Source organism: Bradyrhizobium sp. AUGA SZCCT0177, assembly GCF_018130125.1.
Classification (GTDB): domain Bacteria; phylum Pseudomonadota; class Alphaproteobacteria; order Rhizobiales; family Xanthobacteraceae; genus Bradyrhizobium.
Window position 1 is genome coordinate 31,645 of record NZ_JAFCMA010000038.1, and the last position, 23,395, is coordinate 55,039.

Genomic DNA, 23,395 nt, shown 5'->3' on the forward strand with positions numbered 1-23,395 from the left:
GTGGCCGGCGCTCCTCGGATTTGTCTGGTTCCCGAGATGACGGACCTTCCATCGCTGGTGAACATCAAGGGGAGTCCCGCAATCAGTTCGGTGGCGCCCGGTTCCACGCGTTGGCTTGTGCGCGGAGCAATTGCAGCCGGGCTGGTCGTGGCCGCTTCGTGGCTCGGATATGCCGTGGCTTTCCAGCGCGGACTGGAGCATTTGCGCGCGGCAGCGCAGCAGCGGCTGGCCGTGGAGGCCGCCCGGCTCGACGGTCATCTTTCAAGATTTGAATACCTGCCGTCCTTGCTCGAGACGTCCCCCAGCGTCTTCCGGCTGCTCGACGCGCCCGGCGATCCCGCACTGCGGGAAGCCGTCAGCCAGTACTTGAAGTCGATCAATCTGCTTGCGGGAGCCGAAAATCTCTACGTCCTCGGCGTCTCCGGCGATACACTGGCCGCGGCTGATTTCGAGCAGCCGGGTACACCGTTTGGCCAAAACCTGTCGTACCGTCCCTATGTCAGCGAGGCTCTCTCGAAGGGTCGAGGGACGTTCTTCGGCGTCGGCATTACCAGCGCGCGCGCCGGCTACTATCTCTCCTACGCCCTGAAGGACGGCGGGGAGACGAGGGGTGTTGCCACCGTCAAGGTCAACCTGGATTCGTTCGAGCGCGCGTGGCGCGACATTGAGAGCGATATCCTTCTGCTCGACGAACGCCGGGTCACGATACTCTCGTCCCGGGACGCGTGGCGCTTTCATCCGATGGCGCCGCTGTCGCCTCAGATGCACGAAGAGATTTCGCGATCCAAGCCATACGGAAACCACGAACTGACGCCGCTCGGATGGACCTTCGTCGCTCAGTTCTCGGAGGGCGCTGCACGCGTCACCGCAGAAAACGGCGTGGCCTACACCCTCAGCGAACGGCCAATCAACCGCGGTCTGTGGAAGCTGGTCCTGCTCGACGATGAGGCGCCGACGCGGCAGACTGCGCTGATCATCGGCGCGATGTCGGGCCTCGCCTGCATCGTTGCGTTGCTGGCGGCTGGTCTGGTCGAGCAGCGCAGGCGAGCGATCAAGCAACGCCTGGCCAACCAGGCGGCGTTGCAGGCGGCGAACGACATGCTCGAGATCAGGGTGCAGGAACGAACCGCCGAACTGCGGGCCGCGCAGGATGATTTGGTCCATGCCGGCAAGCTCGCCGCCCTCGGCCAGATGTCGGCCGGAATCGTGCATGAACTGAACCAGCCTCTGGCCGCCCTGCAGACGGCCGCCGACAATGCGGTTCTGCTCGTCGACCGCGGGTCGATCGGCGATGCCCGCGGAAATCTGACCCGGATTGGCGAATTGGTGCGCCGACTCGGACGCCTGACCGGCCAGTTGCGGACTTTCGCATACAAGTCGAGCAGCCCGCTTGAGGCGGTCTCCGTCGAACATGCCGTGGCCGAATCGCTCAAGATACTCGCCGGGCGCGTCAAGGAAGGGGGAGTGACCGTCGTAACCGACGTTGACGCGAATATCTGCGTCATCGCCGATCAGACGCGGCTTGAGCAGCTGTTGTGCAACATCGTGGCGAATGCGCTGGACGCCGTGGAGAGCGCCGACCGGAAGTCGATCCTGATCCGCGCGAGCCGGGAACAGGGGCAGACCGCGCGCTGCCGCATCGTCATCAGCAACAGCGGTCCTTCAATCGCGCCCGATGTCCTGCAGCGCATGTTCGAACCTTTTGTGACGACCAAGCCTGCGGGCAAAGGGCTCGGTCTTGGTCTGATGCTCTCCAACCACATCGCGCACTCCTTTGGCGGCGAACTGCGCGCACGAAACCTGACGCCATGCGGCGCCGAATTTGCAGTGACCCTTCCATTGGCTGGCACATCAGAGGTTTCGCATGAGCGATGACCAATCGATCGGCGTGATCTACGTCGAGGACGATAACGATGTCCGGATCGGCGGCGTTCAGGCGCTTGAACTTGCCGGGTTTTCCGTCTCGGGGTTCGCCTCGGTCGAGACCGCCAGTGTGTCCGTCCGTGCCGACATGCCGTTCGTCGTGGTCTGCGACGTGCGCCTGCGCGGCAAGAGCGGCCTTGAATGGCAGTCCGATCTGCACAGGTTGGATCAGGATCTGCCAGTGATCCTGATCACCGGGCATGGCGATATTTCCATGGCCGTGCAGGCGATGCGAAACGGTGCCTACGACTTCATCGAGAAGCCGTGCTCGTCGGAGCAACTTGTCTCGGTGGTACGCAGGGCGACCGAAAAGAGGCGACTGACCCTGGAGGTGCGCTCGCTGCGATCGGCCCTCGCAGACCGCCAGGCAATCGAGGCGAGCCTCCTGGGCCGCTCGCCGCAAATACAGGAAGTGCGCCGGCTCGTTTCCACATTGGCCGCGACGAACGTCGACGTCACGATCTATGGCGAGACCGGAACCGGCAAGGATGTGGTTGCGCGCTGTCTCCACAATCACAGCGGGCGACGCGGCGGCCACTATGTCGCGGTGAACTGCGGCGGCCTCCCCGAATCGCTGGTCGAGAGCGAGTTGTTCGGCCATGAGGTAGGGGCGTTCACCGGCGCCACCCGTCAGCGTATCGGAAAGATCGAATATGCGAATGGCGGAACGCTGTTCCTCGACGAAATCGAGAGCATGCCGCTGAGCGTGCAGGTGAAGTTGCTGAGGTCGCTGCAGGATCGATCGATCGAACGCGTCGGAACGAACAAGCCGATCTCGGTGGATTGCCGCGTCGTTGCGGCGAGCAAGACGAATCTGCTCGAGTTAAGCGAGAAGCGGCTGTTTCGCGCCGATCTCTACTATCGCCTTGGCGTCGCATTCATCGAACTGCCGCCGCTTCGCGAGCGGCGCGAAGACATTCCCCTGCTGTTCGAGCACTTCACGCTGGACGCCGCCAGACGGTTCGAGCGCGACGCGCCGATACTGGACGAGCAGACGCTGTCCATCTTGCTGGCCTATTCGTGGCCGGGAAACGTACGGGAGCTCCGTAACGTCGCCGATCGCTTCGTGCTTGGCGTGCTCGACGGCAAGGCCATCAACAAGCCCGGGTTGGGTGCATCCGATGTGTCGTTGCCTCGACAGTTGGAGAACATCGAGCGGTCGATCATCGAGGACGCGTTGCGGCGCAAGCAGGGCGACGTTCAGGCGACGGCGACGCTTTTGGGCATCCCGAAGCAGACGCTGTACGACAAGATCAAACGCCTTTCCGTTAACGTTGACGGGATCAGGGAGGGGACAAGTGTTCGCTCCGGCTCCTGACGACAACAAGCGGCCATTGCGACGGGTCCGGCCGGATAGCTGACAAGGTCTCGGCGCATACGAGAGCGAAGGGCGCCAGACAGAAGCTGCCCGAAGAGGAAACGAACGAAACATTCAATCTTGCTGAGCGAGGGTAAGTGATGGATCGGCCATTCAATATGCCTGACGAATTTGTCGAAGGTTTCATGAAGGCAGGCGCGAGCCTCTGGCGGTCGCTGGGTTGGACACCGAACGGCGATCGTGACGGCGCGGGCCTTGGTGCAACGTTGAATTCATCGGGGCGCATCGCCGAATTGCAGGCTGACCACCTGATGCGTCTGTACCAACTCACGGAACAGGTCATCAAATCGGCTGCAGGCGTGCAGGGCGAAGGCAGCGTCGGGCCGGCGCGTGGCGATCGCAGGTTCAACGCCACGGAATGGCGGGACAATTCGCTCCATAGTCTGCTGAAGCAATGCTATCTGCTGAATTCGCGCTATTGCACTGACTTCGTAGAAGCGCTGGATCTGGACGAAAAGGAAAAGCAACGGCTGCGCTTCTTCACGCGCCAACTCGTCGAGGCGATGAGTCCGACCAATTTTCTCGCCACCAATCCCGAAATCATCAAGCTTGCAACGGACACCGAAGGCCAAAGCCTCAAGGCAGGCCTCGACAATTTGATGTCGGATCTGGGCCGGGGCAGCCTGACGATCACGGACGAGGGCGCATTCGAGGTCGGAAAGGACGTCGCGGCATCCGGGGGCGCGGTCGTGTTCGAGAACGATCTTTTTCAACTGATTCAATATGAACCGGCGACGGAGCAGGTGGCCGTTCGGCCGTTGCTGATCGTGCCGCCCTGCATCAACAAGTTCTACATTCTCGACCTTCAGCCGGCCAATTCCTTCGTCCGGTTTGCGGTCGAGCACGGCATGACGGTCTTCATCGTTTCCTGGCGCAATCCGGATGCCTCTTGCGGACATTTTGGATGGGATGATTACGTGGAGCATGGCGCCATGCGCGCCATCGAGATCGCCCGATCAATTTCCGGCGCCGACAAGGTCAACGTCGTCGGCTGGTGCGTCGGGGGAACCATCCTGTCGTCTGCGCTCGCTATCCTGCGGACGCGGGGCGACGAATCGGTCGCCAGCGTGACTCTGCTGACGACCATGCTCGATTTCCGCGAACCAGGTGATCTCGGCGTATTCGTGGACGAGGAGAGCGTGCGACAGCGTGAGCAGACCATTGGGAGTGGCGGCATCTACCGCGGCGCCGAACTCGGATTCGTGTTCCAAACCCTGCGTTCGAAAGAGCTGATATGGCCGAACGTGATCAACAATTATCTGAAGGGAAAATCGCCCGAGCGTTTCGATCTTTTGTTCTGGAATGCCGACGTCACCAATCTGCCGGGACCGATGTACTGCTGGTACATCAGGAACATGTACCTGGAGAACAATCTTCGGCACCCGAACAGGTTGACGATGTGCAACACGCCAGTCGATTTGGGGCGGGTCGATCTGCCGGCTTATGTTTTGGCGACCGTCGAGGACCATATCGTGCCGTGGCGATCCGCCTATCGCACGACCGGCCTGTTCAGCGGTGATACGCGCTTTGTCCTCGGCGCAAGCGGACATATCGCCGGTGTGATCAATCCCGCGTCGAAGAACAAGCGAAGCTATTGGGTGTCGACCAAGCGATCCGACGACCCGGCGACCTGGCAGGCAAGCGCCGATGAAAAGCCCGGCAGCTGGTGGAACGACTGGATGGCCTGGCTCAAGCCGCGGGCGGAAGAGCAATTGCCGGCGCGAACGCAACTCGGCAGCAACCTCTATCCTCCGGGCGAATCTGCACCCGGTCGATACGTGAAGGCGAAAGCCGACTGACAGCGTCTATGGCGAGCATGGTACTACCGGCAACCGAGAGGCAGTCGAGGCGGCGATGGTTGGCGCATGCGCGGCGGCTTTTGGCGGCCTACCATGTTCGGCCTGGCGAGCTAGGCTACCTCCGATCGATTCGCGAAACCGCGAAGGTATCCACCTAAGTATTTGATATATAATAGTGTTATACTATTTTTGCGATTTTAGTAGAACCCGCTTGCCGGGATGTCCCTGATCGGATCGTCTTAGCAGCCCATGGTCGCCAGATGGGTGCTCGAAGTCTGAGCCAGCGTCGTCACACTGCTCACATTCTATTGAGGTGTTTCTCGACATGCGCCGACATTGGAGCACGCATGATCTCTTCAGTTCGCATTGGATCAACGCGGATTTCGTTGCAGAGCATGCGTGCAACGGCAGGTCGAAACGGGTACCAACGCGCGCAGTTTCCGTTTAGTCTGGATGCACATGTTTGCAGTTCATCACATTGAGAGAGTAGTCTAGGCTGTTGAAGCATCAAGATTATCGCTTCTCCGTCGCACCCATGATGGATTGGACCGACCGGCATTGCCGCGTGTTCCACCGTCTGATGACGCGGCGGGCGCGGCTTTACACGGAGATGCTGACGACCGGCGCCATCATCCATGGCGACCGAATGCGGCTGCTCGGCTTCGACCAGAGCGAGCACCCCGTTGCGCTGCAGCTTGGCGGCTCCGATCCGCGCGATCTCGCTACCGCTGCGAAGATCGGCGAGGATTTCGGCTATGACGAGATCAACCTCAACGTCGGCTGTCCGTCGGACCGGGTAAAGGACGGCCGCTTCGGCGCCTGCCTGATGGCAGAGCCGGCGTTGGTTGCCGAGGGCGTCGCGGCGATGAAGCGCGCGGTGAACATTCCCGTCACGGTCAAATGCCGCATCGGCATCGACGACCAGGATCCGGAAGTGGCGCTGGACGTGCTGGCGCGCGGCGTCGTTGCCGCGGGCGCCGATGCGCTGGTCGTGCACGCCCGCAAGGCCTGGCTCAACGGCTTGTCGCCGAAGGAAAACCGCGACATTCCGCCGCTCGATTACGACAGAGTCTACCGGCTGAAGGCCGCGCTGCCCGAGGTGCCCGTCATCATCAATGGCGGGATCGGCAGCCTCGCCGAGGCGAAGGCGCATCTTGCCCATGTCGATGGCGTGATGCTGGGGCGGGCGGCCTATCAGGAGCCGTGGCGATTGCTCAAGGTCGATCCGGAGTCATTCGGCGAGGCGGCGCCGCATGCGACGATGAAGGATGTGTTTGAGGCTATGATGCCCTACATCGAAAACCAGCTCGGGCAGGGCACGCGGCTGCATTCGATGACGCGGCATTTCGTCGGCGCGTTTCACGGCGTGCCGGGCGCGCGTGCCTTCCGCCGCCATCTCGCCGAAAACGGCGTCAGGCAAGGCGCCGGCGCCAACGTATTGTGCGATGCGATTGCGCTGGTCGAAGCCCGCGCGGCGTCTTCGATCGCGGCCTGACGGCAACGCTTCTGGCGCGCGACCCAGGCTGATGGCAGCGTTGGTGCTGCCGGCAATTTCTCAATTAGCTGTCTCGCTTCCACGAGCCTGGCCACTCCATCTTTCACCGGCTCACTTGCCGGTCCGACAGATATCGCCTTGACAGCGCAATCATCCCGTCCGTAACTTCAGCTCACAAGATCAAAAAAACATCAACCAAGGAGAAATTGCTGCCAAAAGGGAGGAGTGAGAATGCTCAGGTACACGTCTATTGTCGTGGCTGCTGCCCTCGGACTCGCCGCCACCTTTACGGACCCAGCCCAGGCTCAGACCCCGGCTCCGGCGCCCAAGCCCCTTGTATTAAAAGGGCAATCGACCCACCCCGCGTCGTCGAACTTCCACCTCATCTTCAAATTGTGGGCCGAGACCGTCGAAAAGATGACGGCTGGCCGCCTCAAGATTGAAACGCTCCCGGCCGGCGCCATCGTTCCCCCGTTCGAGGTCTTCGACGCAACGTCGAAGAACGTTCTCGACGTTGGAATGGCGCCGTTCGGCTACATCCTCGGCCGCAACACCGCGACGATTCCGATGTCGCACGGTCCGTTGTTCGGCATGGACGGAAGCGACTACTGGGCCTGGTACTACGACGGCGGCGGCATGGCCCTGCTGGAAGAATTCTACCGCGACGTCCTCAAGCTCAACGTCGTGGGCTTCCCGATTCCGACCGATTATCCGCAAGGCATGGGCTGGTTCAAGAAGGAGATCAACAGCCTCGCCGATCTCAAGGGGATGAAGTATCGCATCTACGGCATCGGCGCGGAGACCTACGGCCGGCTTGGCGTGTCGGTCGTCACCATACCGGGCGGCGAGATCGTCCCAGCGATGGAGCGCGGCGTGATCGAAGGCGCTGAATGGATCAACTGCGAGGAAGACAAGAAGCTCGGTCTGCACCAGGTCGCGAAGCACTACTACACCCCTGGCATGCACGAGCCCGTCACCGGTGGCCAGTTGATGATCAACGGCGATGTCTGGAAGAAGCTGACGCCGGATCTGCAGGAGATCATCAAGGTTGCCAGCGTCTACGCCACGACGCAGCGCAATTTCTCCTTCAACCGCGAGACCGCGCAGGCCTGCCAGGACCTCCTCAAGATGGGCGTCCAGTTGCATCGCACGCCGGATGATGTCCTGAAGAACTTCCTCGACGAGTGGGAGAAGATCCAGGCCGAGTACGCCGCCAAGAACCCCTTCTACAAGAAGGCGATGGACAGTCAGAAGGCCTACGCCGAGAAAATCGTCCCGTTCAAGCTTTCCTGGTTCCCGCCTTATAATTTCGCCGGCGAGTACTACTGGAAGGACAAGGTCTATCTGCAGAAGAAGTGATCCGCTTTCGCGCGCGCAACTGGCGTCATTGACAGGCGCCAGTTGCTTTCCAAGGGGGATCATGATGTCGACTGACGGCGGAGCCTCGTATCCTGCTGGCGTGGGAAGGGAGTTTCCACACGCCTTCTACACGATCATTCGGGCCATTGACCGGTTCTCGGACGTCACCGGCAAACTCATCTCCCTGACGATGTTGTTCCTCGTGGTGACGATCACCTACGAGGTCGTGATGCGTTACGGGTTCAATGCCCCGACCGCCTGGGTTTACGAGTCGAGCTTCATGGCCAACGGCGCGGCCTTCATGCTCGCCTGCGGATATGCGCTCTACAAGGGTGCGCACGTTCGAACCGATATTTACTGGGAGAATTTTTCGGAACGCACCAAGGGGATCATCGACATGATCTCCTACATCCTGCTGTTCTACCCGGTCATGATCACCTTCATGGTGGTCAGCTACGACGCCGCATTGCATTCCTGGGACACCGGTGAGAGGTCGCAGGAAAGCGTGTGGCGCGTGATCATGTGGCCGTTCCGGGCCACCATCCCGCTGGCGGCGGTCCTTCTCATGGTTCAGGGCGTCTCCGAAGTACTGAAGTGCTGGTATCAGATCCAGTTCGGGCGCGAGTTCGAGCACAAGGAAAAGATCGAGATATGACCGGACTCGAGCTGCTTGGCCTATTCATGCTGCTGGTGATGCTGGGGGCGATCTTCATCGGCCTGCCGATCAGTTTTACGTTGCTGTTTCTCGCCGGTGTGTTCGGCTACATCGGCATGGGGCCGCGGGTGCTCAGCCTCGCCTACCTGCAGACCATCGGCATCATGAAGCAGGACGAACTGGTCGCGGTGCCCATGTTCATCCTGATGGGCTTCATCTGCGATCAGGCCGGGCTGATGGAACGACTGTTCAGGGCGTTCCGCGATCTGTTTGCGCCGCTGAAGGGCGCATTATACGTGGTCGTCATCGTTACCGCGACGCTGTTCGGCATCGCTGCCGGAACCGTGGGCGCGACGGTGGCGCTGCTCGGCATCATGGCCGGTCCGATGATGATCCGCTCCGGCTACGACGTGCGCATGTCGGCGGGCGCGATCGCGGCCGGCGGCACGCTCGGCATCCTGATTCCGCCGTCGGTCATGCTGGTCGTGATGGCGCCCGTGCTCGATATCTCGATCATCGATCTGTATGCGGCCGCGTTCGGCCCGGGCTTCCTGCTGTCCGGCATGTTCATCGCCTACACGCTGATCCGCTGTCATTTCAATCCGAAGCTCGGTCCCCCGGTGCCAATCGAGGAGCGGCCGGAATCGATGAAGATCGTGCTGTGGGAGTGCCTGGTCGGCCTCGTACCGGTGACGGTGCTGACCATCGTCACGCTGGGTGCGATCCTGGCCGGCATCACGACGGCGGCGGAGGCGGCGGCACTCGGCGCGCTCGGCGCCATCCTTCTGGTCATCCTCTACGGCAAATTCACGTGGAGCGGTTTGCTGCAGGCCTGCTACAGCACGATGGCGACCACCAGCATGGTGCTGCTGCTCGCGGTCGCCTCCAACGTGTTCGGTGCGGTGTTCGCGTGGCTCGGCACCGCCAGCTGGATGACCAATGCGCTGCTTGCCTCGCCGCTGCCGGCCTGGGGCACCATGACGCTGCTGCTGACGCTGATCTTCCTGCTCGGCTGGCCGTTCGAATGGCCGGCGATCGTGTTTATCTTTCTTCCCATGCTCGCGCCGGTGGCCAAGGGCCTCGGCTACGACATGGTGTGGTTCGGCTGCATCGTCGCGGTCGTCCTGCAGACGGCGTTCCTGTCTCCACCCGTCGCCATGTCGGCCTATTATCTCAAGCAGGTCGTGAGGGAATGGAATTTGAGGTTGATCTACCGCGGCATGGCGGACTTCATGGTCATCCAGGTTCTGTGCGTGGTCCTAGTGCTGATCTTCCCGGCGATCGCGATGTGGTTTCCAGGCTGGCTGCAGGCCCGCAGGGATGCCGAACGCAAGAAGGTGCAGATCGAGTATGTGATGCCAGCGAAAGTCGCCGCTTCGCTGCTCGGGCCGAATTGACCCGCACGCAGCCGAGCCACCCATCCGCAAGGCGCCGGCGGGCCGCGCGATGCGATCGCGCTAGTTGGCAGCCGCGCGGTCGCGCCGGGGGCGGCGCGGGGAGCTGACGCTGCCCGTCACGTCGGGATAGCCGTGCAGCATCAGCTGGTCGGCCTTTACGCCCCAGCTTTCCAGGCGATCCAGAAAGCTCATGCCGAGCAGGTTGGTTTTCATCTGCCCGCGCTGCACCACCAGCGCCGGGACCGATTTCTCGACGAGGTGACCGACCGCGAGACGGTCGAGCGTCAGCCGCGCCGCCTTGGTGTGCCCGCCCACGGTTTCGACGTCGACATTGTATTCGAGCATCTCGAGCGGCAGCCCGATCGCCTTCGCGGTTTCCCAGGTCAGCACCACCGAGGTCGCGCCGGTGTCGATCACCATCGGCGCCTTGACGCCGTTGATCTTGGCATGCAGCGCGAATTCGCCGGCCTGGCCGCGCGCGATCTGCACCGCGGGCACCGGCTGCGGGCTGTGCCGCCGCAGCATCTGCGAAACCTGGTCGCTGGCGCGTGCGATCTGTTCGGGGTCGCCGTAAGCAACGACGGCGCCGGCGGTGGCGGCGAGCATGATCAGGACGAGCAGGATGCGGCTCATCGCGCCCCCCCCTGGGCAGTCCTGCGATCGATCAGCTGGACGTCGGACGCTCCGCGATCTGCGCCAGGCCGGCCTCTGCCATGCGGGCCGGCAATCCTGCCATCACGGCCAGCCGCTCCGCGCTGTCCATGCGGTGCCATTGCGCGATTTCCGGCAGCGTTCGTCCGCAGCCGAAGCAGAGTTTGGTTTTGGGGTCCATCATGCAGACTGCGATACACGGCGTTTCTTTGCTCATTCAGGGAGTGTGAAATGCTTTCAGTGGTTTGCGCAAGCGCTCCAGTTACAGTCCTGTTCCGGCGCTCATGATCGGCTTGTGGCGCGCCCGGCGCTTCTCGTCGGCGGTCGCAATGATGACGGGCTCCGGCTGCAGGGGCGGGGCCTCTTCGGCCATCGGCGCCAGCGCCGACATCACGCGCTCCGGCGGGAAGGTGACGATGACTTCGGTGCCGATCCGCAGCTTCGATTTCAGCGTGAAGGTGCCGCCATGCATGTCGATCAGGCTTTTTGCGATCGGCAGTCCCAGCCCCGCGCCCTGTTCGGCCGACTTGATCGAGTTGGAGCCCTGGCCGAACGACGCCAGCACGATCGGGATTTCGTCTTCGGCAATGCCGGAGCCGGTGTCCTTGACGCTCAGATACTGGCCACCGGACGCGGTCCAGCCGACCTTCAGCCAGATATCGCCGCCTTGCGGGGTGAACTTGATCGAGTTCGACAACAAATTGAGCACGATCTGACGGGTGGCGCGCTCATCACCCCAGATCCGCGGCATGCCCTGTTCGAACACTTCGTGGATGGTGATGCCGCGGCTGGTGGCGCGCAGTTTCAAGAGATGATGGCAGTCGGCGACGACATGCACCAGCGACACCGCTTCCTCGTTGAGTTCGTAGCGGCCGGCCTCGATCCGCGACAGATCGAGGATCTCATTGATGAGGTTGAGCAGGTGGACGCCCGAATTATGGATGTCGGCGGAATATTCCTTGTAGACCGGCACGGTGTGCGCGCCAAAAATTTCGCTCTTCATCACCTCGGAGAATCCGAGGATCGCGTTCAGCGGCGTGCGCAATTCGTGGCTCATCTGCGCGAGGAAGCGCGACTTGGCGACGTTGGCGGATTCGGCGCGATGCCGCGCCTCGTCGGAGATCGCCTTGGCCTGCTCGAGCTCGCCGATCAGCGCATCCTTTTCGGCGCGCGCCTCCAGCGTCGCCAGCGTCGTCGAGTGCAGGCGATGGGCGAGCAGCGCGAAATAGCCTTCGGCGGCGAGCGCCAGCATGGCGAGCGCGTAGGTGTCGAAGGTGCCGCCCAGCACGAAATTCAGCGCGATCGCGGCCGTCACCGGCGCGGTGGCCGCCAGCGCCGCAATCGGCAGGCTGGCCGCCAGCATGCTCGACACCGCGATCACCAGCAGCATCAGGAACATCATCATCGTGTTCGACACGACGTCGAGGCCGGCGGGGTGGATCAGGATCGCGGTCCAGCACAAGCCGTAGAGCAGGTCGAGCAGCACAAATCGCGTGCGCCATTTGCGCGTGGCAGCGAGCGAGGGCTGCACCGCCAGAAATCTCCGGCAATTGCGGATGATGACGGCATGAATGCACAGCATGCCGAAGGTCCAGGCCAAAGCCGCTATCGGGTGCATCCAAAGGCCGAACAGCACACCGGTCGCAACCACCAGCAGCATGACGACGTAGGAGGCCGACATCCGGGTCTGGGCATATTGCCGGAGCAGTTCGGTGTCGAAAGCCGGGCGGGTTCCGCTGGTCGACGTTAACCGGTCGCGCGCCTCGCGCACCCGCTGCGCCGCGGCGCGCCGGGTATTGACCGGCGCGGCGACTGGCGGGTCCGCCGGAAGCTGGACAACCTCGGGCTTTTCTGCGGGATTACTCATTAAACAACACAAACCCTGCCCGCGAACCGCGCGGGCTTTTGTATTGTCTATCTGTGAGCCCAAATCCTTAAGCGATGACTTAAAGAGCTAAAGAATCCCGTTAACGCGAGGTTAAATTAACCTCTTCGCTCAGCGCTGCAGCCTTGCCAGCAGGCTCGACGTGTCCCAGCGCTTGCCGCCCATTTTCTCGACTTCGGAATAGAACTGATCGACCAGCGCGGTGACCGGCAGATTGGCGCCGTTGCGGCGGGATTCGGCGATGCAGATCGACAGATCCTTGCGCATCCATTCGACTGCAAAGCCGAAATCGAACTTGCCGTCGTTCATGGTCTTGTAGCGGTTCTCCATCTGCCAGGACTGCGCGGCGCCCTTGGAGATGGTCTCGATCACGGCCTGGACGTCGAGGCCGGATTTTTTCGCGAAATGAATGCCTTCGGAGAGGCCCTGAACCAGCCCCGCGATACAGATCTGGTTGACCATCTTTGTTAACTGACCGGAACCGGCAGGTCCCAGCAGCTTGCACATCCGCGCATAGGCCGCGATCACGGGCTCGGCGCCGGCATAGGCGTCCGCGGCGCCGCCGCACATCACGGTCAGGACGCCGTTTTCGGCGCCGGCCTGGCCGCCGGACACCGGCGCATCGATGAATTTGAAGCCCGCTTTGGTGGCGGCGGCATCGAGCTCGCGGGCGACTTCGGCAGACGCGGTGGTGTGATCGACGAAGGTCGCGCCCTTCGCCATGCCGGCAAAGGCGCCATCAGCGCCGATCGTGACCGCGCGCAGATCATTGTCATTGCCGACGCAGCACATCACGAAGTCCTGGCCTTCGGCGGCGGCCTTTGGCGTCGGCGCCGTGCGGCCGCCGAACTTGTCCGCCCATTCCTTCGCCTTGGCTCCGGTCCGGTTGTAAACGGTGACCTCGTGGCCGCCCTTTTTCACCAGATGGCCCGCCATCGGGAAACCCATCACGCCGAGACCGAGAAAAGCGACTTTAGCCATGTGTGCTACCTTATCGTTTGCCCTGGCGGGCTTGATCTTTGGGGGGCCGGACTTCGACCGAAGCTGGGAAGGGCCGGGCGGAACCCTGAGGCGGGTGGCCGCACCATAACCTCTGCGCCATGAAGGGCAACGCCTTCGTTTGGCTGGCGCGACCGGACACCGGTTCGCGTCAGGAAAACGCGTCAAAACAAGAGGCTAGAGAAGTCGGTTATGATTCCATCAGAACCGATTATGCTCTAGGATCACCCGGTTCAAACAACTCACAAAAAAGGGAGTGAGATCGCATGGGCGTCAGCGTGGGCGTGCTCGATCATTTCAACATCCGGACCCGGAATCTCGCCGACACGGTCCGTTTTTACGAGGATATCCTGGGCCTGGAAAAGGGCGCCCGGCCGAACTTCGCCTTCCCCGGCGCGTGGATGTATTCGGAGGGCAAGGCGGTGGTGCACCTGGTCGATATTTCCAAGACCGACGAGCCCCAAAAGCCTGACTCCGGCGTGGTCCATCACGTCGCCTTCGCCAGCACGGGCTTTGCCGGCATGCAGCAGCGGCTCAAATCCAAAGGAAGGGAATTCGACTCGCGTCAGGTTCCCGGCGGCGATCTCTGGCAGATCTTCGTCACGGATCCCAACGGCGTCATGGTCGAATTGAACTATGAGGCCGCCAAGGAGGGCGGGGTCGTGGCCCCGGCCGAACGCCGGGACGACGTCGGAGCAAGGTAGCCTTTTGGGCTGCAACGCTCTAAGAGGGCCCCGGTTCTGATGTTCATCAGAACCGAAGGCTCCAGGAGACGTGCGGTGAGCGTAACGCAGCAACAGGTTCTCGATGCCTTGGCCAAGGTGGCTTCGCCGCGCGGCGTCGCCTTGACCAATGCCAATGTGCTGTCGGCGATCACGGCCACCGACGGCAAGGTGTTCTTCTCCATCAATGTCGACGCCGCGGAGGCCCGCGCATGGGAAAGCGTGCGGGCGCAGGCGGAAGCTGCGGTTCGCGCCATTCCCGGCGTCAGCGTGGCGATGATCGCACTGACCGCCGAGCGCAAGCCCGGTGCGGCTTCGCCGTCATCAGGCGCGGCGTCTTCGCCGCCACCGCCACCGCATCAGCATCGCCATGCCCACGGCATGCAGCCGGTATCGGCGCATAAGCCGCCGCAAAGCCCGGCGTCGCCGATGTCCAGGCAAGCCGAAATTCCGGGCGTTGCGGCCGTGATCGCGGTGGCATCCGGCAAGGGCGGCGTCGGCAAGTCGACCACGGCGCTCAATCTTGCGCTGGGCTTGCGCGATCTCGGCCTGCGCGTCGGCCTGCTGGATGCCGATATTTACGGCCCCTCGGTGCCGCGGCTGACCGGCATTCACGAGAAGCCGAAACTGAACGACGATCGGAAAATGATTCCGATCGAACGCTTCGGTCTCTCCATCATGTCGATCGGCTTCCTGGTCGAGGAAGAGACCGCGATGATCTGGCGCGGACCGATGGTGATGTCGGCGATCACCCAGATGCTGCGCGACGTGGCATGGGGCACGCTCGACATTCTCGTCGTCGACATGCCGCCCGGCACCGGCGACGCGCAACTGACCCTGGCGCAGAACGTGCCGCTGAAGGGGGCGGTCATCATCTCGACCCCGCAGGATCTCTCCTTGATCGACGCGCGGCGCGGCCTTGCCATGTTCAAGAAGGTCAACGTGCCCGTGCTCGGCATCGTCGAGAACATGAGCTATTTCCAGTGCCCGCATTGCGGCACCCGGTCGGACATTTTCGGTCATGGCGGGGCGCGGCACGAGGCCGAGCGGCTGGGTGTGCCGTTTTTGGGGGAGATCCCGCTGCACATGTCGATTCGCACCACCTCGGACTCCGGTAACCCTGTGGTGGCAAGCGAGCCGGACGGTCCGCACGCCGCCATCTACCGCGAAATCGGTACCAAGGTCCGCGACCAGCTTCAGGGCGCAAATGCTGCCGCCTGAGGGCCTTATTCTGCTTGCCTGAGACTTTCGTTTAATCAGTGCAGTCATGCCTTTGTCGCGTTTTCGTTAGCCAACTTCCATGTTAAAGCGCCCCCGCCAGAGCGCCCCGGATGATGTGGAATTCGCCCCGCCGGAGGATCGCTCGCGGAAATTGGGAAACGCCCCCGCCTTTAAGGAGATGCCTGAATGAAGCGTCGTGATTTTTTGAAAGTTTCAGCGGCCGGTGCTGCCGCGACCGCCGTTGCCTCGCCGGCGATCGCGCAATCCTCGCCTGAAATCAAATGGCGCTTGACGTCGAGCTTCCCGAAGTCGCTCGACACGATTTACGGCGGTGCTGACCAGCTGTCGAAATATGTCGCCGAAATGACCGACAACAAATTCCAGATCCAGGTCTTCGCCGCGGGCGAGGTCGTTCCCGGTCTGCAGGCGCTCGACGCCACCTCCAACGGCACGGTCGAGATGTGCCACACCGTCTCCTATTATTACGTCGGCAAGGATCCGACCTTTGCGATCTATGCGTCGGTCCCGTTCGGCCTGAACGCACGCCAGCAGAACTCCTGGTGGTCGCAGGGTGGCGGTGGGGAACTCGGCAACGAGTTCTTCAAGAAGTTCGGCGTGATCGGTTTCCCTTGCGGCAACACCGGCACCCAGATGGGCGGCTGGTTCCGCAAGGAGATCAAGACGGTCGCCGATCTGTCGGGCCTCAAATTCCGCATCGGCGGTATCGCCGGTCAGGTGTTGCAGAAGGTCGGCGTCGTGCCGCAGCAGATCGCCGGCGGCGACATCTACCCGGCGCTGGAAAAGGGCACTATCGACGCCGCCGAGTGGGTCGGTCCTTATGACGACGAAAAGCTCGGCTTCCAGAAGGTCGCGAAGTTCTATTATTACCCCGGCTTCTGGGAAGGCGGCCCGATGGTCCACGCCTTCACCAATCTGGAGAAGTGGAATTCGCTGCCGAAGAACTATCAGGCGATCCTCACCAACGCTGCGGCGCATGCCAACGGCTGGATGAACGAACGCTATGACATGCTCAATCCGGCAGCCTTGAAGCGTCTGGTCGCCGGCGGCACCCAGCTCCGTCCCTTCACCAACGAAGTGTTGGAAGCCTGCCTGAAGGCGACCAACGAGCTGTGGGCCGAACTGTCGGCCAAGAATGCCGACTTCAAGAAGACGATCGATTCGATGCAGGCCTACCGCTCCGACCAGTATCTGTGGTGGCAGGTTGCCGAATACACCTTCGACAGCTTCATGATCCGCTCGCGCACGCGCGGCTGATACATAGCGTTTTCGAGCGAAGTGGATCCCGGTTCGCGTCAAGAAAACGCGTCAAAACAAAAGTGAGACCCCTGGGTCTGATGTAATCAGGACCAGGGGCCTCATCCTAAGTCGCACAAGCAAGCCCGGTCTCCGCGAGGAGGCCGGGCTTTTTGCGTTACGCCCTGCAGTTCGGGATGGAAATCGGGAACCGGATGTTCCATGGTGCCGCCAAAGCCTCGGCAAGAAGGCTATCGGACACACATCCACAAGGGCAGGATTACATGAAAAGAAGAGATTTTCTCAAGGTCACAGGTATTGGCGCCGCAGGTGCCGCAACTCTGGCGGCGCCCGCGATCGCGCAATCGATGCCGGAAATCAAATGGCGGCTGACGGCGAGCTGGCCGAAATCGCTCGACACGCTGTGGGGCGGGGTCGAGGTGATGGCCAAGCAGGTTGCCGAAGCCACCGACAACAAATTCCAGCTCCAGACTTTTGCCGGCGGTGAAATCGTTCCGGGTCTACAAGTCCTCGATGCCGTGCAGAACGGTACCGTCGAGATGGGACATACCGCGTCCTACTATTACTTCGGCAAGGACCCGACATTTGCGTTCGGCACGGCGGTGCCGTTCGGACCCAACCAGCGCCTCAACCAGGCCTGGTACATGCAGGGCGGCGGCAGGGAGCTGCTGAACGAGTTCTACAAGAGCTATAATGTCACGTCGTTTCTGGCCGGCAATACCGGCTGCCAGATGGGCGGCTGGTTCCGCAAGGAGATCAACACCGTCGACGACCTGAAGGGACTGAAGATGCGCATCGGCGGCTTTGCCGGCCGCGTCATGCAGAAACTGGGCGTCGTGCCGCAGCAGCTGGCCGGCGGCGACATCTATCCCGCGCTCGAAAAAGGCACGATCGACGCGGCGGAATGGGTCGGCCCCTATGACGACGAGAAGCTCGGCTTCAACAAGGTCGCCCCGCATTATTACTATCCCGGTTGGTGGGAAGGCGGTCCGATGCTGCTCGGCATCGTCAATCTGGAAAAGTGGAACACGCTGCCGAAATACTATCAAACCGTGCTCGAGCTGGCAGGGCAGTCCGCCAACAGCTGGATGATGGCGAAGTACGATCAGCTCAATCCGCCGTCACTCAAAAAGCTGCTCGCCGGTGGCACCAAGCTGCATAGCTTCTCGCCGCCGATCATGCAGGCCTGCCTGAAGGCGACCAAGGAGATTTATGCCGAGACGTCGGCGACCAACCCGAACTTCAAGAAGGTGCTGGACTCGCTGAACGGCTTCACCAGCAACGGCTACCAGTGGTTCCAGGTCGCCGAACTCGGCTACGACAGCTTCATGGCGCGCAACCCGCAGGGCTGATCGCCAAACAAGCAGCAGCTTTGACAAACAAAAACCCCGGAGCGAAAGCTCCGGGGTTTTTCGTTACAGGAATCTTGGCAGGGATCTCGGCGGGAAGCGCGCCCGCTATTGTTTAGGCTGGCCGAAATCCAGTGGTGGCAACTCGATCTGCGGCACCTCGATCCTGACCTTGCTGAGATCGACGTCGAGCGGCTTGTCGAGGAACACGGTCACCACGATCGGGAAAGCGATCACGATCGCCACCATGATCGCCTGCAGGCCGATCCAGGGCAGGGCACCCCAGTAGATGTCGGAGCTCTTTACTTCCTTGGGCGCGACGCCGCGCAAATAGAACAGCGCAAATCCGAACGGCGGATGCAGGAACGACGTCTGCATGTTGACACACAGCATGACGCCGAACCAGATCAGCGCCGCATCGGGCCCCACGACCGGCGCCAATACCTTCTGCGCGATCGGCGCCACCATCGGCAGGATGATGAAGGCGATCTCGAAGAAGTCGAGGAAGAACGCCAGGAAGAAGATGAAGAGGTTGATGAAGATCAGGAAGCCCCAGACGCCGCCGGGGATCGAGGTCAGATGATGCTCGAGCCAGACGCCGCCGGAGACGCCGAGGAACACCACCGAGAAGCAGGTCGAGCCGATCAGGATGAACACCACCATGGTGGAGAGGCGCATCGTCGACTCGTAGCCCTGCTTGATCAGGCCGCGCAGGTCGGGGATACGGACGGCTTCGAGGCAGAGCCAGACGACGGCGAGATAGACCACCGCGAAGGTGAGTTTCAATACCTTGCCTTCACCGAGCAGCATGCCGATGATTACGGCGACACCGGTGGCGGCGATGCCGATGAGGAGCATCTTGTGCCCCTTGTTGCTCAGATCCTTGTGGTGGATCGCGGCGAGCACGATGGCGCCGATGGCGCCCATCGCGCCGGCTTCGGTCGGCGTTGCGAGGCCGAGCATCATGGTACCCAGCACCACGAAGATCAGAACGGCCGACGGTATGATGCCCATCAGGCATTTCTTCCAGAGCGGCCAACCCGTCAGCGTGAGCGCGTCTCTCGGAACCGGAGGGACGTGATCCGGTTTGATGAGGCCGAGCATGAACGTATAGCCGGCGAACAGGGCGATCTGGAGGATTGATGGCCCCCAGGCGCCGAGATACATGTCGCCGACCGACTTGCCGAGCTGGTCGGCCATCACGATCAGCACCAGCGAGGGCGGCACCAATTGGGTGATCGTGCCGGACGCGGCGAGCACGCCGGTGATGTAGCGAATGTTGTAGCCGTAGCGCATCATCACCGGCATCGAGATCAGCGCCATGGCGATGACCTGCGCCGCCACCGTGCCGGTGATCGCGCCGAGGATGAAGCCGACGATGATGACGGAATAGCCGAGGCCGCCGCGGATCGGTCCGAACAGCTGGCCCATCGAGTCCAGCATGTCTTCCGCAAGCCCGCACCGTTCCAGGATCGAGCCCATGAAGGTGAAGAACGGGATCGCCAGCAGCAATTCGTTGGAGAGCACGCTGCCGAAGATGCGGCCCGGAATGGCCTGCAGGAAGTTCATGTCGAAGAAGCCGAGATAGATCGACAGGAAGCCGAACGACAGCCCGAGCGCGGCCAGCGTGAAGGCCACCGGGAAGCCGATCAGCATGGCCAGAATCAAGCCGCCGAACATCAGCGGCGGCATCATTTCCAGCGTAATCATTGCACCGGCCTCTCGTATTTGGCGTCGATCATCACATAGCCCTTCAACGCCGCGATACGCTTGATCACTTCGGAGAGTCCTTGCAGAGCGAGAAAAACGAAGCCCACGGGAACGACGGCCTTGATCGGCCAGCGCACCAGGCCGCCGGCATTGCTCGAAATCTCGCTGACGGCGTAGGATTGCATGAAGAAAGGCCACGACAGATAGGCCAGCAGCAGGCAGGACGGGATCAGGAAAAACAGCGTTCCGATCATGTCGAGCCAGAGCTGTCCGCGCTCGGACAGCATGAGATAAAGAAGTTCGACGCGAACATGCTCGTTCTTCTTGAAGGTATAGGAGGCGCCGAACATCACGAAGACGGCGAACATGTACCACTGCAATTCGAGCCAGCTGTTGGAGCTGTAGCCGAACGCGTAGCGGATCATCGCGTTGGCGGCGCTGACCACGCAGGCGGCGAGCACGAGCCAATTGCAGATGCCGCCCAGTTGTTCGTTGATCCAGTCGATGCCGTTACTGATTGCCAACAATGGACGCATTACGTTCTCCTCGGGCACGTCATCGACATGCGCCGGATTTCTTCATTGATATTGCGTCGCCACCCCGCGTCAGGCGCGCAGAGCCGCTGCCGCGCGGCAAACGCGCAGCTTCGTTCCGGCGCGAAAAACGCGCAGGATCGCAGCTCATTCGCTGGAGCGATTGCAACGATAGTCCTCCCCCGTTCGCACGCTTCCGCCGTCTTGGCTGTTCCATTGGGAAACAGCGGCCCATCCGGCCGTGCTGGCGTAAAGCAGCCGCACCATTTCAGTGCGTTGCAGCGGCGTCAATCGGAAAATGGACAAATTGACGCGGGCTATCAGTTGCGCGGGGAGGACGCGCTTCGTTGCGCCGGACGGCTGAAATACACGCTGAAATTTCAACCGCCGGTGACGCTCATGTGGCGGCTGACGCTTGGGCGGTTATGGCGGCGGTCGATGATGAAGTCGTGGCCCTTCGGCTTCAGGCCTATGGCGCGATCGATCGCGGCGGAGAGCAGGTCGTTGTCGGCAGATGCCCGCAAGGGTTTGCGCAAATCGGAGGCATCCTCGTGACCGAGGCAGGTGTGCAGCGTGCCGGTGCAGGTGATCCGTACCCGGTTACAGGACTCGCAGAAATTATGGGTCATCGGCGTGATGAAGCCGAGCTTGCCTCCGGTCTCGCTGACGCGGACATAGCGGGCAGGGCCGCCGGTGTCGTCGTCGAGGTCATCAAGCGTGTAGTGCTGGGCGAGACGCGCGCGCAACAATGACAGCGGCACGTACTGATCGATCCGGCCTTCGCCGATATCGCCCATCGGCATCACTTCGATCAGCGTCAGCGCCATGCCCTTGTCGTGCGCCCATTGCATCAGCGAGGGGATCTCCTCCTCGTTCATGTTCTTGAGCGCCACCGCGTTGATCTTCACCGCAAGGCCCGCCGCGCGCGCCGCTTCAATGCCGGCGAGCACCTTGTCGATGTCGCCCCAGCGCGTGATGGCGCGGAATTTGGCGGGATCGAGCGTGTCCAGCGAGACGTTGATCCGGCGCACGCCGGCGTCGCGCAACTCGCCGGCAAAGCGCGCCAGCTGCGAGCCATTGGTGGTCAGCGTCAACTCATCGAGCGCGCCGCTCGAAAGATGCCGCGACAGCGAGCGCACCAGCGACATCACGTTGCGCCGGACCAGCGGTTCGCCGCCGGTGAGACGGATTTTGCGCACGCCCTTGGCGACGAAGGCCGAGCACAGCCGGTCGAGTTCTTCCAGCGTCAGCAAATCGGCCTTCGGCAGGAACGTCATGTCCTCGGACATGCAATAGAAGCAGCGCAGGTCGCAGCGATCGGTGACGGAGACCCGCAGATAGCGGATGCTCCGCCCGAACGGATCGGTCATCGGAGAGAACAGCTGATCGGGAGAAGTCGACAATCCGCTCATCCAAACTGCCTTGCAAACCCTGCCTGCGCGCCGCGTGCGGCGGAACCGCCGCAACGTCTGTCGCCCATCATTCTATAGCGCTTTCGAGCGACGTGGATACCGGTTGGCGTGAAGAAAGCGCGTCAAAACGAAAGACTTATATCCCGGTTCTGATCTTCAATCAGAGCCGGGATATAGGCACGAAGCAGGACGGCTACAATCCGCAGCTTTCGGGTGCGGTGCCGATCAGCGGGCCGGCTGCGCCGCCGGCGTGGCGGGGCTCGGGGACGGCGAGGCGGCGGCGGGCGCGGCTGCCGCAGGCTTCGGCTTTTTCTTCGGCCGCATCGGTTTTTTGCGCGGCGGCGGCCCCGCGGGCTTCAGCTCGGCGACCACGGGATTGGGATCGATCGTGGTGGAGGCCGGCGTTACGTAGTCGCCGGGGTCGCGAATCACCTGAACGGGAACCGTGACCGGCTGGAACCTCGGCATCGCGAAGGTGACCGTAAAGCCGGAATCGGGGGCGGCGACCGCAACCGAGCAGGGGGTCTTGCAGCCCGGTCCGACCGAGGTGGTGGCATCCGCCCCTGGTGGCACCGACTCCAGCTGGACCTGGATCGGCGGCGGCGTCGGCTTGAAGGAATCCATGGAAAACGAGGAACAGCCGGCCAGAGAGGCTCCCGCGACGGCAATCGCGAACACACGACCTATGATCATCACTCACCTGCGGCGATCAGCCACAATCCCCGATCCGGACCATAGGAGCGTGAGAAGAGGGCCGCAACCGCGGCGTGCAGATTCGCTAAAGGATGGTTAATGTCGCTCCGTAGCGATTCGGATATGATATATAAATCAGCATGTTAGGAGGCCGTCGCGGCCCCGCTAAGACTGTTCACGGCCGCGGGCAGTTCGCGAAAATGGCCGATCAGCCGGTCCGGCTTCAACTCGGCAATCGGCACGTCGGTGTAGCCGAATTCGACCCCGATCACCGGAATGCCCGCGCGCCGGGCCACGCCGATATCGGGACCGGCATCGCCGACCATGATGGCGCCCTCGAGCTGCGTGCCGGCACGGGCCAGCGTCTGCTGCAGGATCACCGGATCGGGCTTTGAGACGCCAAAAGTGTCCGCGCCGCAGATCGCGGCGAACCGCTTGCTGAGGTCGAGCTTGTCGAGCAGCAGTTTCGAAAGCCATTCCAGCTTGTTGGTGCAGACCGCAAAGCGAAAGCCTTGTCCTTCCAGTTCATCCAGCGCCGCTTCCAGCCCCTCGAAGGGGCGTGATTCATCGGCGATGTGGGCGGCGTAATATTCGACGAAATCCCTGGTCAGGCGGTTGACGTCGTCCACGCTCATGGTGCGGCCCTCGAGTTCGAGGCCGCGCTCGATCAGCTTGCGCGCGCCGGCGCCGATCATGTTGCGCGCGCGGGCGAGCGGCACGGGGGCGAGGCCCTCGCGATGAAGCACGAAATTGAGCGCGCTGATCAGATCCGGTGCGGTATCGACCAGCGTGCCGTCGAGATCGAATACGAGGGTGCGGGGAGGTGTCATTTGGCATTCGCTACCGGCCCGGGCGTGATGATGCAAGGGCTCGATAGGCCCGATTTGGCCTCGTTAGCGCTATTCCTTCCGCCCAAACGACGCTAGATATGCGCCGCCA

Annotated in this window: 20 protein-coding genes; 11 read left to right on the forward strand and 9 right to left on the reverse strand. The window is 62.1% G+C overall.

The window, feature by feature from the left end:
* The first annotated feature begins 36 nt into the window (after positions 1 to 36).
* The 7 genes from JQ597_RS32085 to JQ597_RS32115 all read left to right on the forward strand — a co-directional run bounded on the left by JQ597_RS32085 (position 37) and on the right by JQ597_RS32115 (position 10,006).
* Positions 37 to 1,875, forward strand: coding sequence for a sensor histidine kinase (locus JQ597_RS32085; RefSeq protein ID WP_212269436.1), 1,839 nt, complete (start codon positions 37 to 39; stop codon positions 1,873 to 1,875).
* Entirely contained in the window at positions 1,865 to 3,241 is a 1,377-nt protein-coding gene (locus tag JQ597_RS32090) for a sigma-54-dependent transcriptional regulator (RefSeq protein ID WP_212269437.1), read from the forward strand. The genes JQ597_RS32085 and JQ597_RS32090 overlap by 11 nt, the downstream gene beginning before the upstream one ends.
* A gap of 158 nt (positions 3,242 to 3,399) precedes the next feature.
* A complete protein-coding gene (locus tag JQ597_RS32095; RefSeq protein ID WP_249148375.1) occupies positions 3,400 to 5,100 on the forward strand; it encodes a PHA/PHB synthase family protein in 1,701 nt (566 codons plus the stop codon).
* A gap of 499 nt (positions 5,101 to 5,599) precedes the next feature.
* Positions 5,600 to 6,595, forward strand: a complete 996-nt coding sequence (gene dusA, locus JQ597_RS32100) for a tRNA dihydrouridine(20/20a) synthase DusA (protein WP_409411246.1) — start codon at positions 5,600 to 5,602, stop codon at positions 6,593 to 6,595.
* Positions 6,596 to 6,826: 231 nt separating this feature from the next.
* Complete coding sequence (locus tag JQ597_RS32105) at positions 6,827 to 7,954, forward strand: TRAP transporter substrate-binding protein (RefSeq protein ID WP_212269439.1); 1,128 nt, start codon at positions 6,827 to 6,829, stop codon at positions 7,952 to 7,954.
* Positions 7,955 to 8,018: 64 nt separating this feature from the next.
* Complete coding sequence (locus tag JQ597_RS32110; RefSeq protein ID WP_212031759.1) at positions 8,019 to 8,609, forward strand: TRAP transporter small permease subunit; 591 nt, start codon at positions 8,019 to 8,021, stop codon at positions 8,607 to 8,609.
* Positions 8,606 to 10,006, forward strand: coding sequence for a TRAP transporter large permease (locus JQ597_RS32115; protein WP_212269440.1), 1,401 nt, complete (start codon positions 8,606 to 8,608; stop codon positions 10,004 to 10,006). The genes JQ597_RS32110 and JQ597_RS32115 overlap by 4 nt, the downstream gene beginning before the upstream one ends.
* Positions 10,007 to 10,066: 60 nt before the next feature.
* Here JQ597_RS32115 and JQ597_RS32120 read toward each other — a convergent pair whose 3' ends face one another.
* The 4 genes from JQ597_RS32120 to JQ597_RS32135 form a co-directional block, all read right to left on the reverse strand.
* The gene (locus JQ597_RS32120) at positions 10,067 to 10,639 is read right to left on the reverse strand and encodes a TIGR02281 family clan AA aspartic protease (RefSeq protein ID WP_212269441.1); all 573 of its coding nucleotides are present in this window, start codon (positions 10,637 to 10,639) and stop codon (positions 10,067 to 10,069) included.
* A 31-nt stretch (positions 10,640 to 10,670) separates the two neighbouring features.
* Complete coding sequence (locus tag JQ597_RS32125) at positions 10,671 to 10,874, reverse strand: DUF1289 domain-containing protein (protein ID WP_212031756.1); 204 nt, start codon at positions 10,872 to 10,874, stop codon at positions 10,671 to 10,673.
* A 45-nt stretch (positions 10,875 to 10,919) separates the two neighbouring features.
* Complete coding sequence (locus JQ597_RS32130) at positions 10,920 to 12,524, reverse strand: sensor histidine kinase (protein ID WP_212269442.1); 1,605 nt, start codon at positions 12,522 to 12,524, stop codon at positions 10,920 to 10,922.
* A 129-nt stretch (positions 12,525 to 12,653) separates the two neighbouring features.
* On the reverse strand, positions 12,654 to 13,523 hold the full coding sequence (locus JQ597_RS32135; protein ID WP_212269443.1) for an NAD(P)-dependent oxidoreductase: 870 nt from the start codon (positions 13,521 to 13,523) through the stop codon (positions 12,654 to 12,656).
* Between the two features lie 284 nt (positions 13,524 to 13,807).
* Between JQ597_RS32135 and JQ597_RS32140 the strand changes: the two genes are divergently transcribed.
* The 4 genes from JQ597_RS32140 to JQ597_RS32155 all read left to right on the forward strand — a co-directional run bounded on the left by JQ597_RS32140 (position 13,808) and on the right by JQ597_RS32155 (position 18,111).
* The gene (locus tag JQ597_RS32140; protein WP_212269444.1) at positions 13,808 to 14,245 is read left to right on the forward strand and encodes a VOC family protein; all 438 of its coding nucleotides are present in this window, start codon (positions 13,808 to 13,810) and stop codon (positions 14,243 to 14,245) included.
* A 75-nt stretch (positions 14,246 to 14,320) separates the two neighbouring features.
* Positions 14,321 to 15,484 carry an Mrp/NBP35 family ATP-binding protein gene (locus JQ597_RS32145; protein WP_212269445.1) on the forward strand — a complete coding sequence of 388 codons (1,164 nt, stop codon included), beginning with the start codon at positions 14,321 to 14,323 and terminating at the stop codon, positions 15,482 to 15,484.
* Between the two features lie 186 nt (positions 15,485 to 15,670).
* Entirely contained in the window at positions 15,671 to 16,759 is a 1,089-nt protein-coding gene (locus tag JQ597_RS32150) for a TRAP transporter substrate-binding protein (RefSeq protein WP_192734707.1), read from the forward strand.
* A 263-nt stretch (positions 16,760 to 17,022) separates the two neighbouring features.
* A complete protein-coding gene (locus tag JQ597_RS32155) occupies positions 17,023 to 18,111 on the forward strand; it encodes a TRAP transporter substrate-binding protein (RefSeq protein WP_212269446.1) in 1,089 nt (362 codons plus the stop codon).
* A gap of 105 nt (positions 18,112 to 18,216) precedes the next feature.
* On the opposite strand, the gene JQ597_RS32160 is transcribed toward JQ597_RS32155, so the two are convergent.
* The 5 genes from JQ597_RS32160 to JQ597_RS32180 form a co-directional block, all read right to left on the reverse strand.
* A complete protein-coding gene (locus JQ597_RS32160) occupies positions 18,217 to 19,818 on the reverse strand; it encodes a TRAP transporter large permease (RefSeq protein WP_212269447.1) in 1,602 nt (533 codons plus the stop codon).
* Positions 19,815 to 20,354 carry a TRAP transporter small permease subunit gene (locus JQ597_RS32165; RefSeq protein ID WP_212269448.1) on the reverse strand — a complete coding sequence of 180 codons (540 nt, stop codon included), beginning with the start codon at positions 20,352 to 20,354 and terminating at the stop codon, positions 19,815 to 19,817. The genes JQ597_RS32160 and JQ597_RS32165 overlap by 4 nt, the downstream gene beginning before the upstream one ends.
* Positions 20,355 to 20,731: 377 nt before the next feature.
* The gene (moaA, locus tag JQ597_RS32170) at positions 20,732 to 21,763 is read right to left on the reverse strand and encodes a GTP 3',8-cyclase MoaA (protein ID WP_212269449.1); all 1,032 of its coding nucleotides are present in this window, start codon (positions 21,761 to 21,763) and stop codon (positions 20,732 to 20,734) included.
* Positions 21,764 to 21,988: 225 nt separating this feature from the next.
* The gene (locus tag JQ597_RS32175) at positions 21,989 to 22,456 is read right to left on the reverse strand and encodes a hypothetical protein (protein ID WP_212269450.1); all 468 of its coding nucleotides are present in this window, start codon (positions 22,454 to 22,456) and stop codon (positions 21,989 to 21,991) included.
* Positions 22,457 to 22,599: 143 nt separating this feature from the next.
* Positions 22,600 to 23,286, reverse strand: a complete 687-nt coding sequence (locus tag JQ597_RS32180) for an HAD-IA family hydrolase (protein WP_212269451.1) — start codon at positions 23,284 to 23,286, stop codon at positions 22,600 to 22,602.
* Positions 23,287 to 23,395 lie beyond the last annotated feature (109 nt).

Excerpts from the sequence above, each read along its gene's own strand:
- JQ597_RS32135 (WP_212269443.1), bottom strand. The coding sequence starts at position 13,523 with ATGGCTAAAGTCGCTTTTCTCGGTCTCGGCGTGATGGGTTTCCCGATG.
- JQ597_RS32120 (WP_212269441.1), bottom strand. The coding sequence starts at position 10,639 with ATGAGCCGCATCCTGCTCGTCCTGATCATGCTCGCCGCCACCGCCGGC.
- JQ597_RS32160 (WP_212269447.1), bottom strand. The coding sequence starts at position 19,818 with ATGATTACGCTGGAAATGATGCCGCCGCTGATGTTCGGCGGCTTGATT.
- JQ597_RS32115 (WP_212269440.1), top strand. The coding sequence starts at position 8,606 with ATGACCGGACTCGAGCTGCTTGGCCTATTCATGCTGCTGGTGATGCTG.
- JQ597_RS32175 (WP_212269450.1), bottom strand. The coding sequence starts at position 22,456 with ATGATCATAGGTCGTGTGTTCGCGATTGCCGTCGCGGGAGCCTCTCTG.
- JQ597_RS32155 (WP_212269446.1), top strand. The coding sequence starts at position 17,023 with ATGAAAAGAAGAGATTTTCTCAAGGTCACAGGTATTGGCGCCGCAGGT.
- JQ597_RS32130 (WP_212269442.1), bottom strand. The coding sequence starts at position 12,524 with ATGAGTAATCCCGCAGAAAAGCCCGAGGTTGTCCAGCTTCCGGCGGAC.
- JQ597_RS32095 (WP_249148375.1), top strand. The coding sequence starts at position 3,400 with ATGCCTGACGAATTTGTCGAAGGTTTCATGAAGGCAGGCGCGAGCCTC.
- JQ597_RS32180 (WP_212269451.1), bottom strand. The coding sequence starts at position 23,286 with ATGACACCTCCCCGCACCCTCGTATTCGATCTCGACGGCACGCTGGTC.
- JQ597_RS32105 (WP_212269439.1), top strand. The coding sequence starts at position 6,827 with ATGCTCAGGTACACGTCTATTGTCGTGGCTGCTGCCCTCGGACTCGCC.
- JQ597_RS32085 (WP_212269436.1), top strand. The coding sequence starts at position 37 with ATGACGGACCTTCCATCGCTGGTGAACATCAAGGGGAGTCCCGCAATC.
- JQ597_RS32165 (WP_212269448.1), bottom strand. The coding sequence starts at position 20,354 with ATGCGTCCATTGTTGGCAATCAGTAACGGCATCGACTGGATCAACGAA.
- JQ597_RS32150 (WP_192734707.1), top strand. The coding sequence starts at position 15,671 with ATGAAGCGTCGTGATTTTTTGAAAGTTTCAGCGGCCGGTGCTGCCGCG.
- JQ597_RS32090 (WP_212269437.1), top strand. The coding sequence starts at position 1,865 with ATGAGCGATGACCAATCGATCGGCGTGATCTACGTCGAGGACGATAAC.
- JQ597_RS32125 (WP_212031756.1), bottom strand. The coding sequence starts at position 10,874 with ATGAGCAAAGAAACGCCGTGTATCGCAGTCTGCATGATGGACCCCAAA.
- moaA (WP_212269449.1), bottom strand. The coding sequence starts at position 21,763 with ATGAGCGGATTGTCGACTTCTCCCGATCAGCTGTTCTCTCCGATGACC.
- JQ597_RS32140 (WP_212269444.1), top strand. The coding sequence starts at position 13,808 with ATGGGCGTCAGCGTGGGCGTGCTCGATCATTTCAACATCCGGACCCGG.
- JQ597_RS32110 (WP_212031759.1), top strand. The coding sequence starts at position 8,019 with ATGTCGACTGACGGCGGAGCCTCGTATCCTGCTGGCGTGGGAAGGGAG.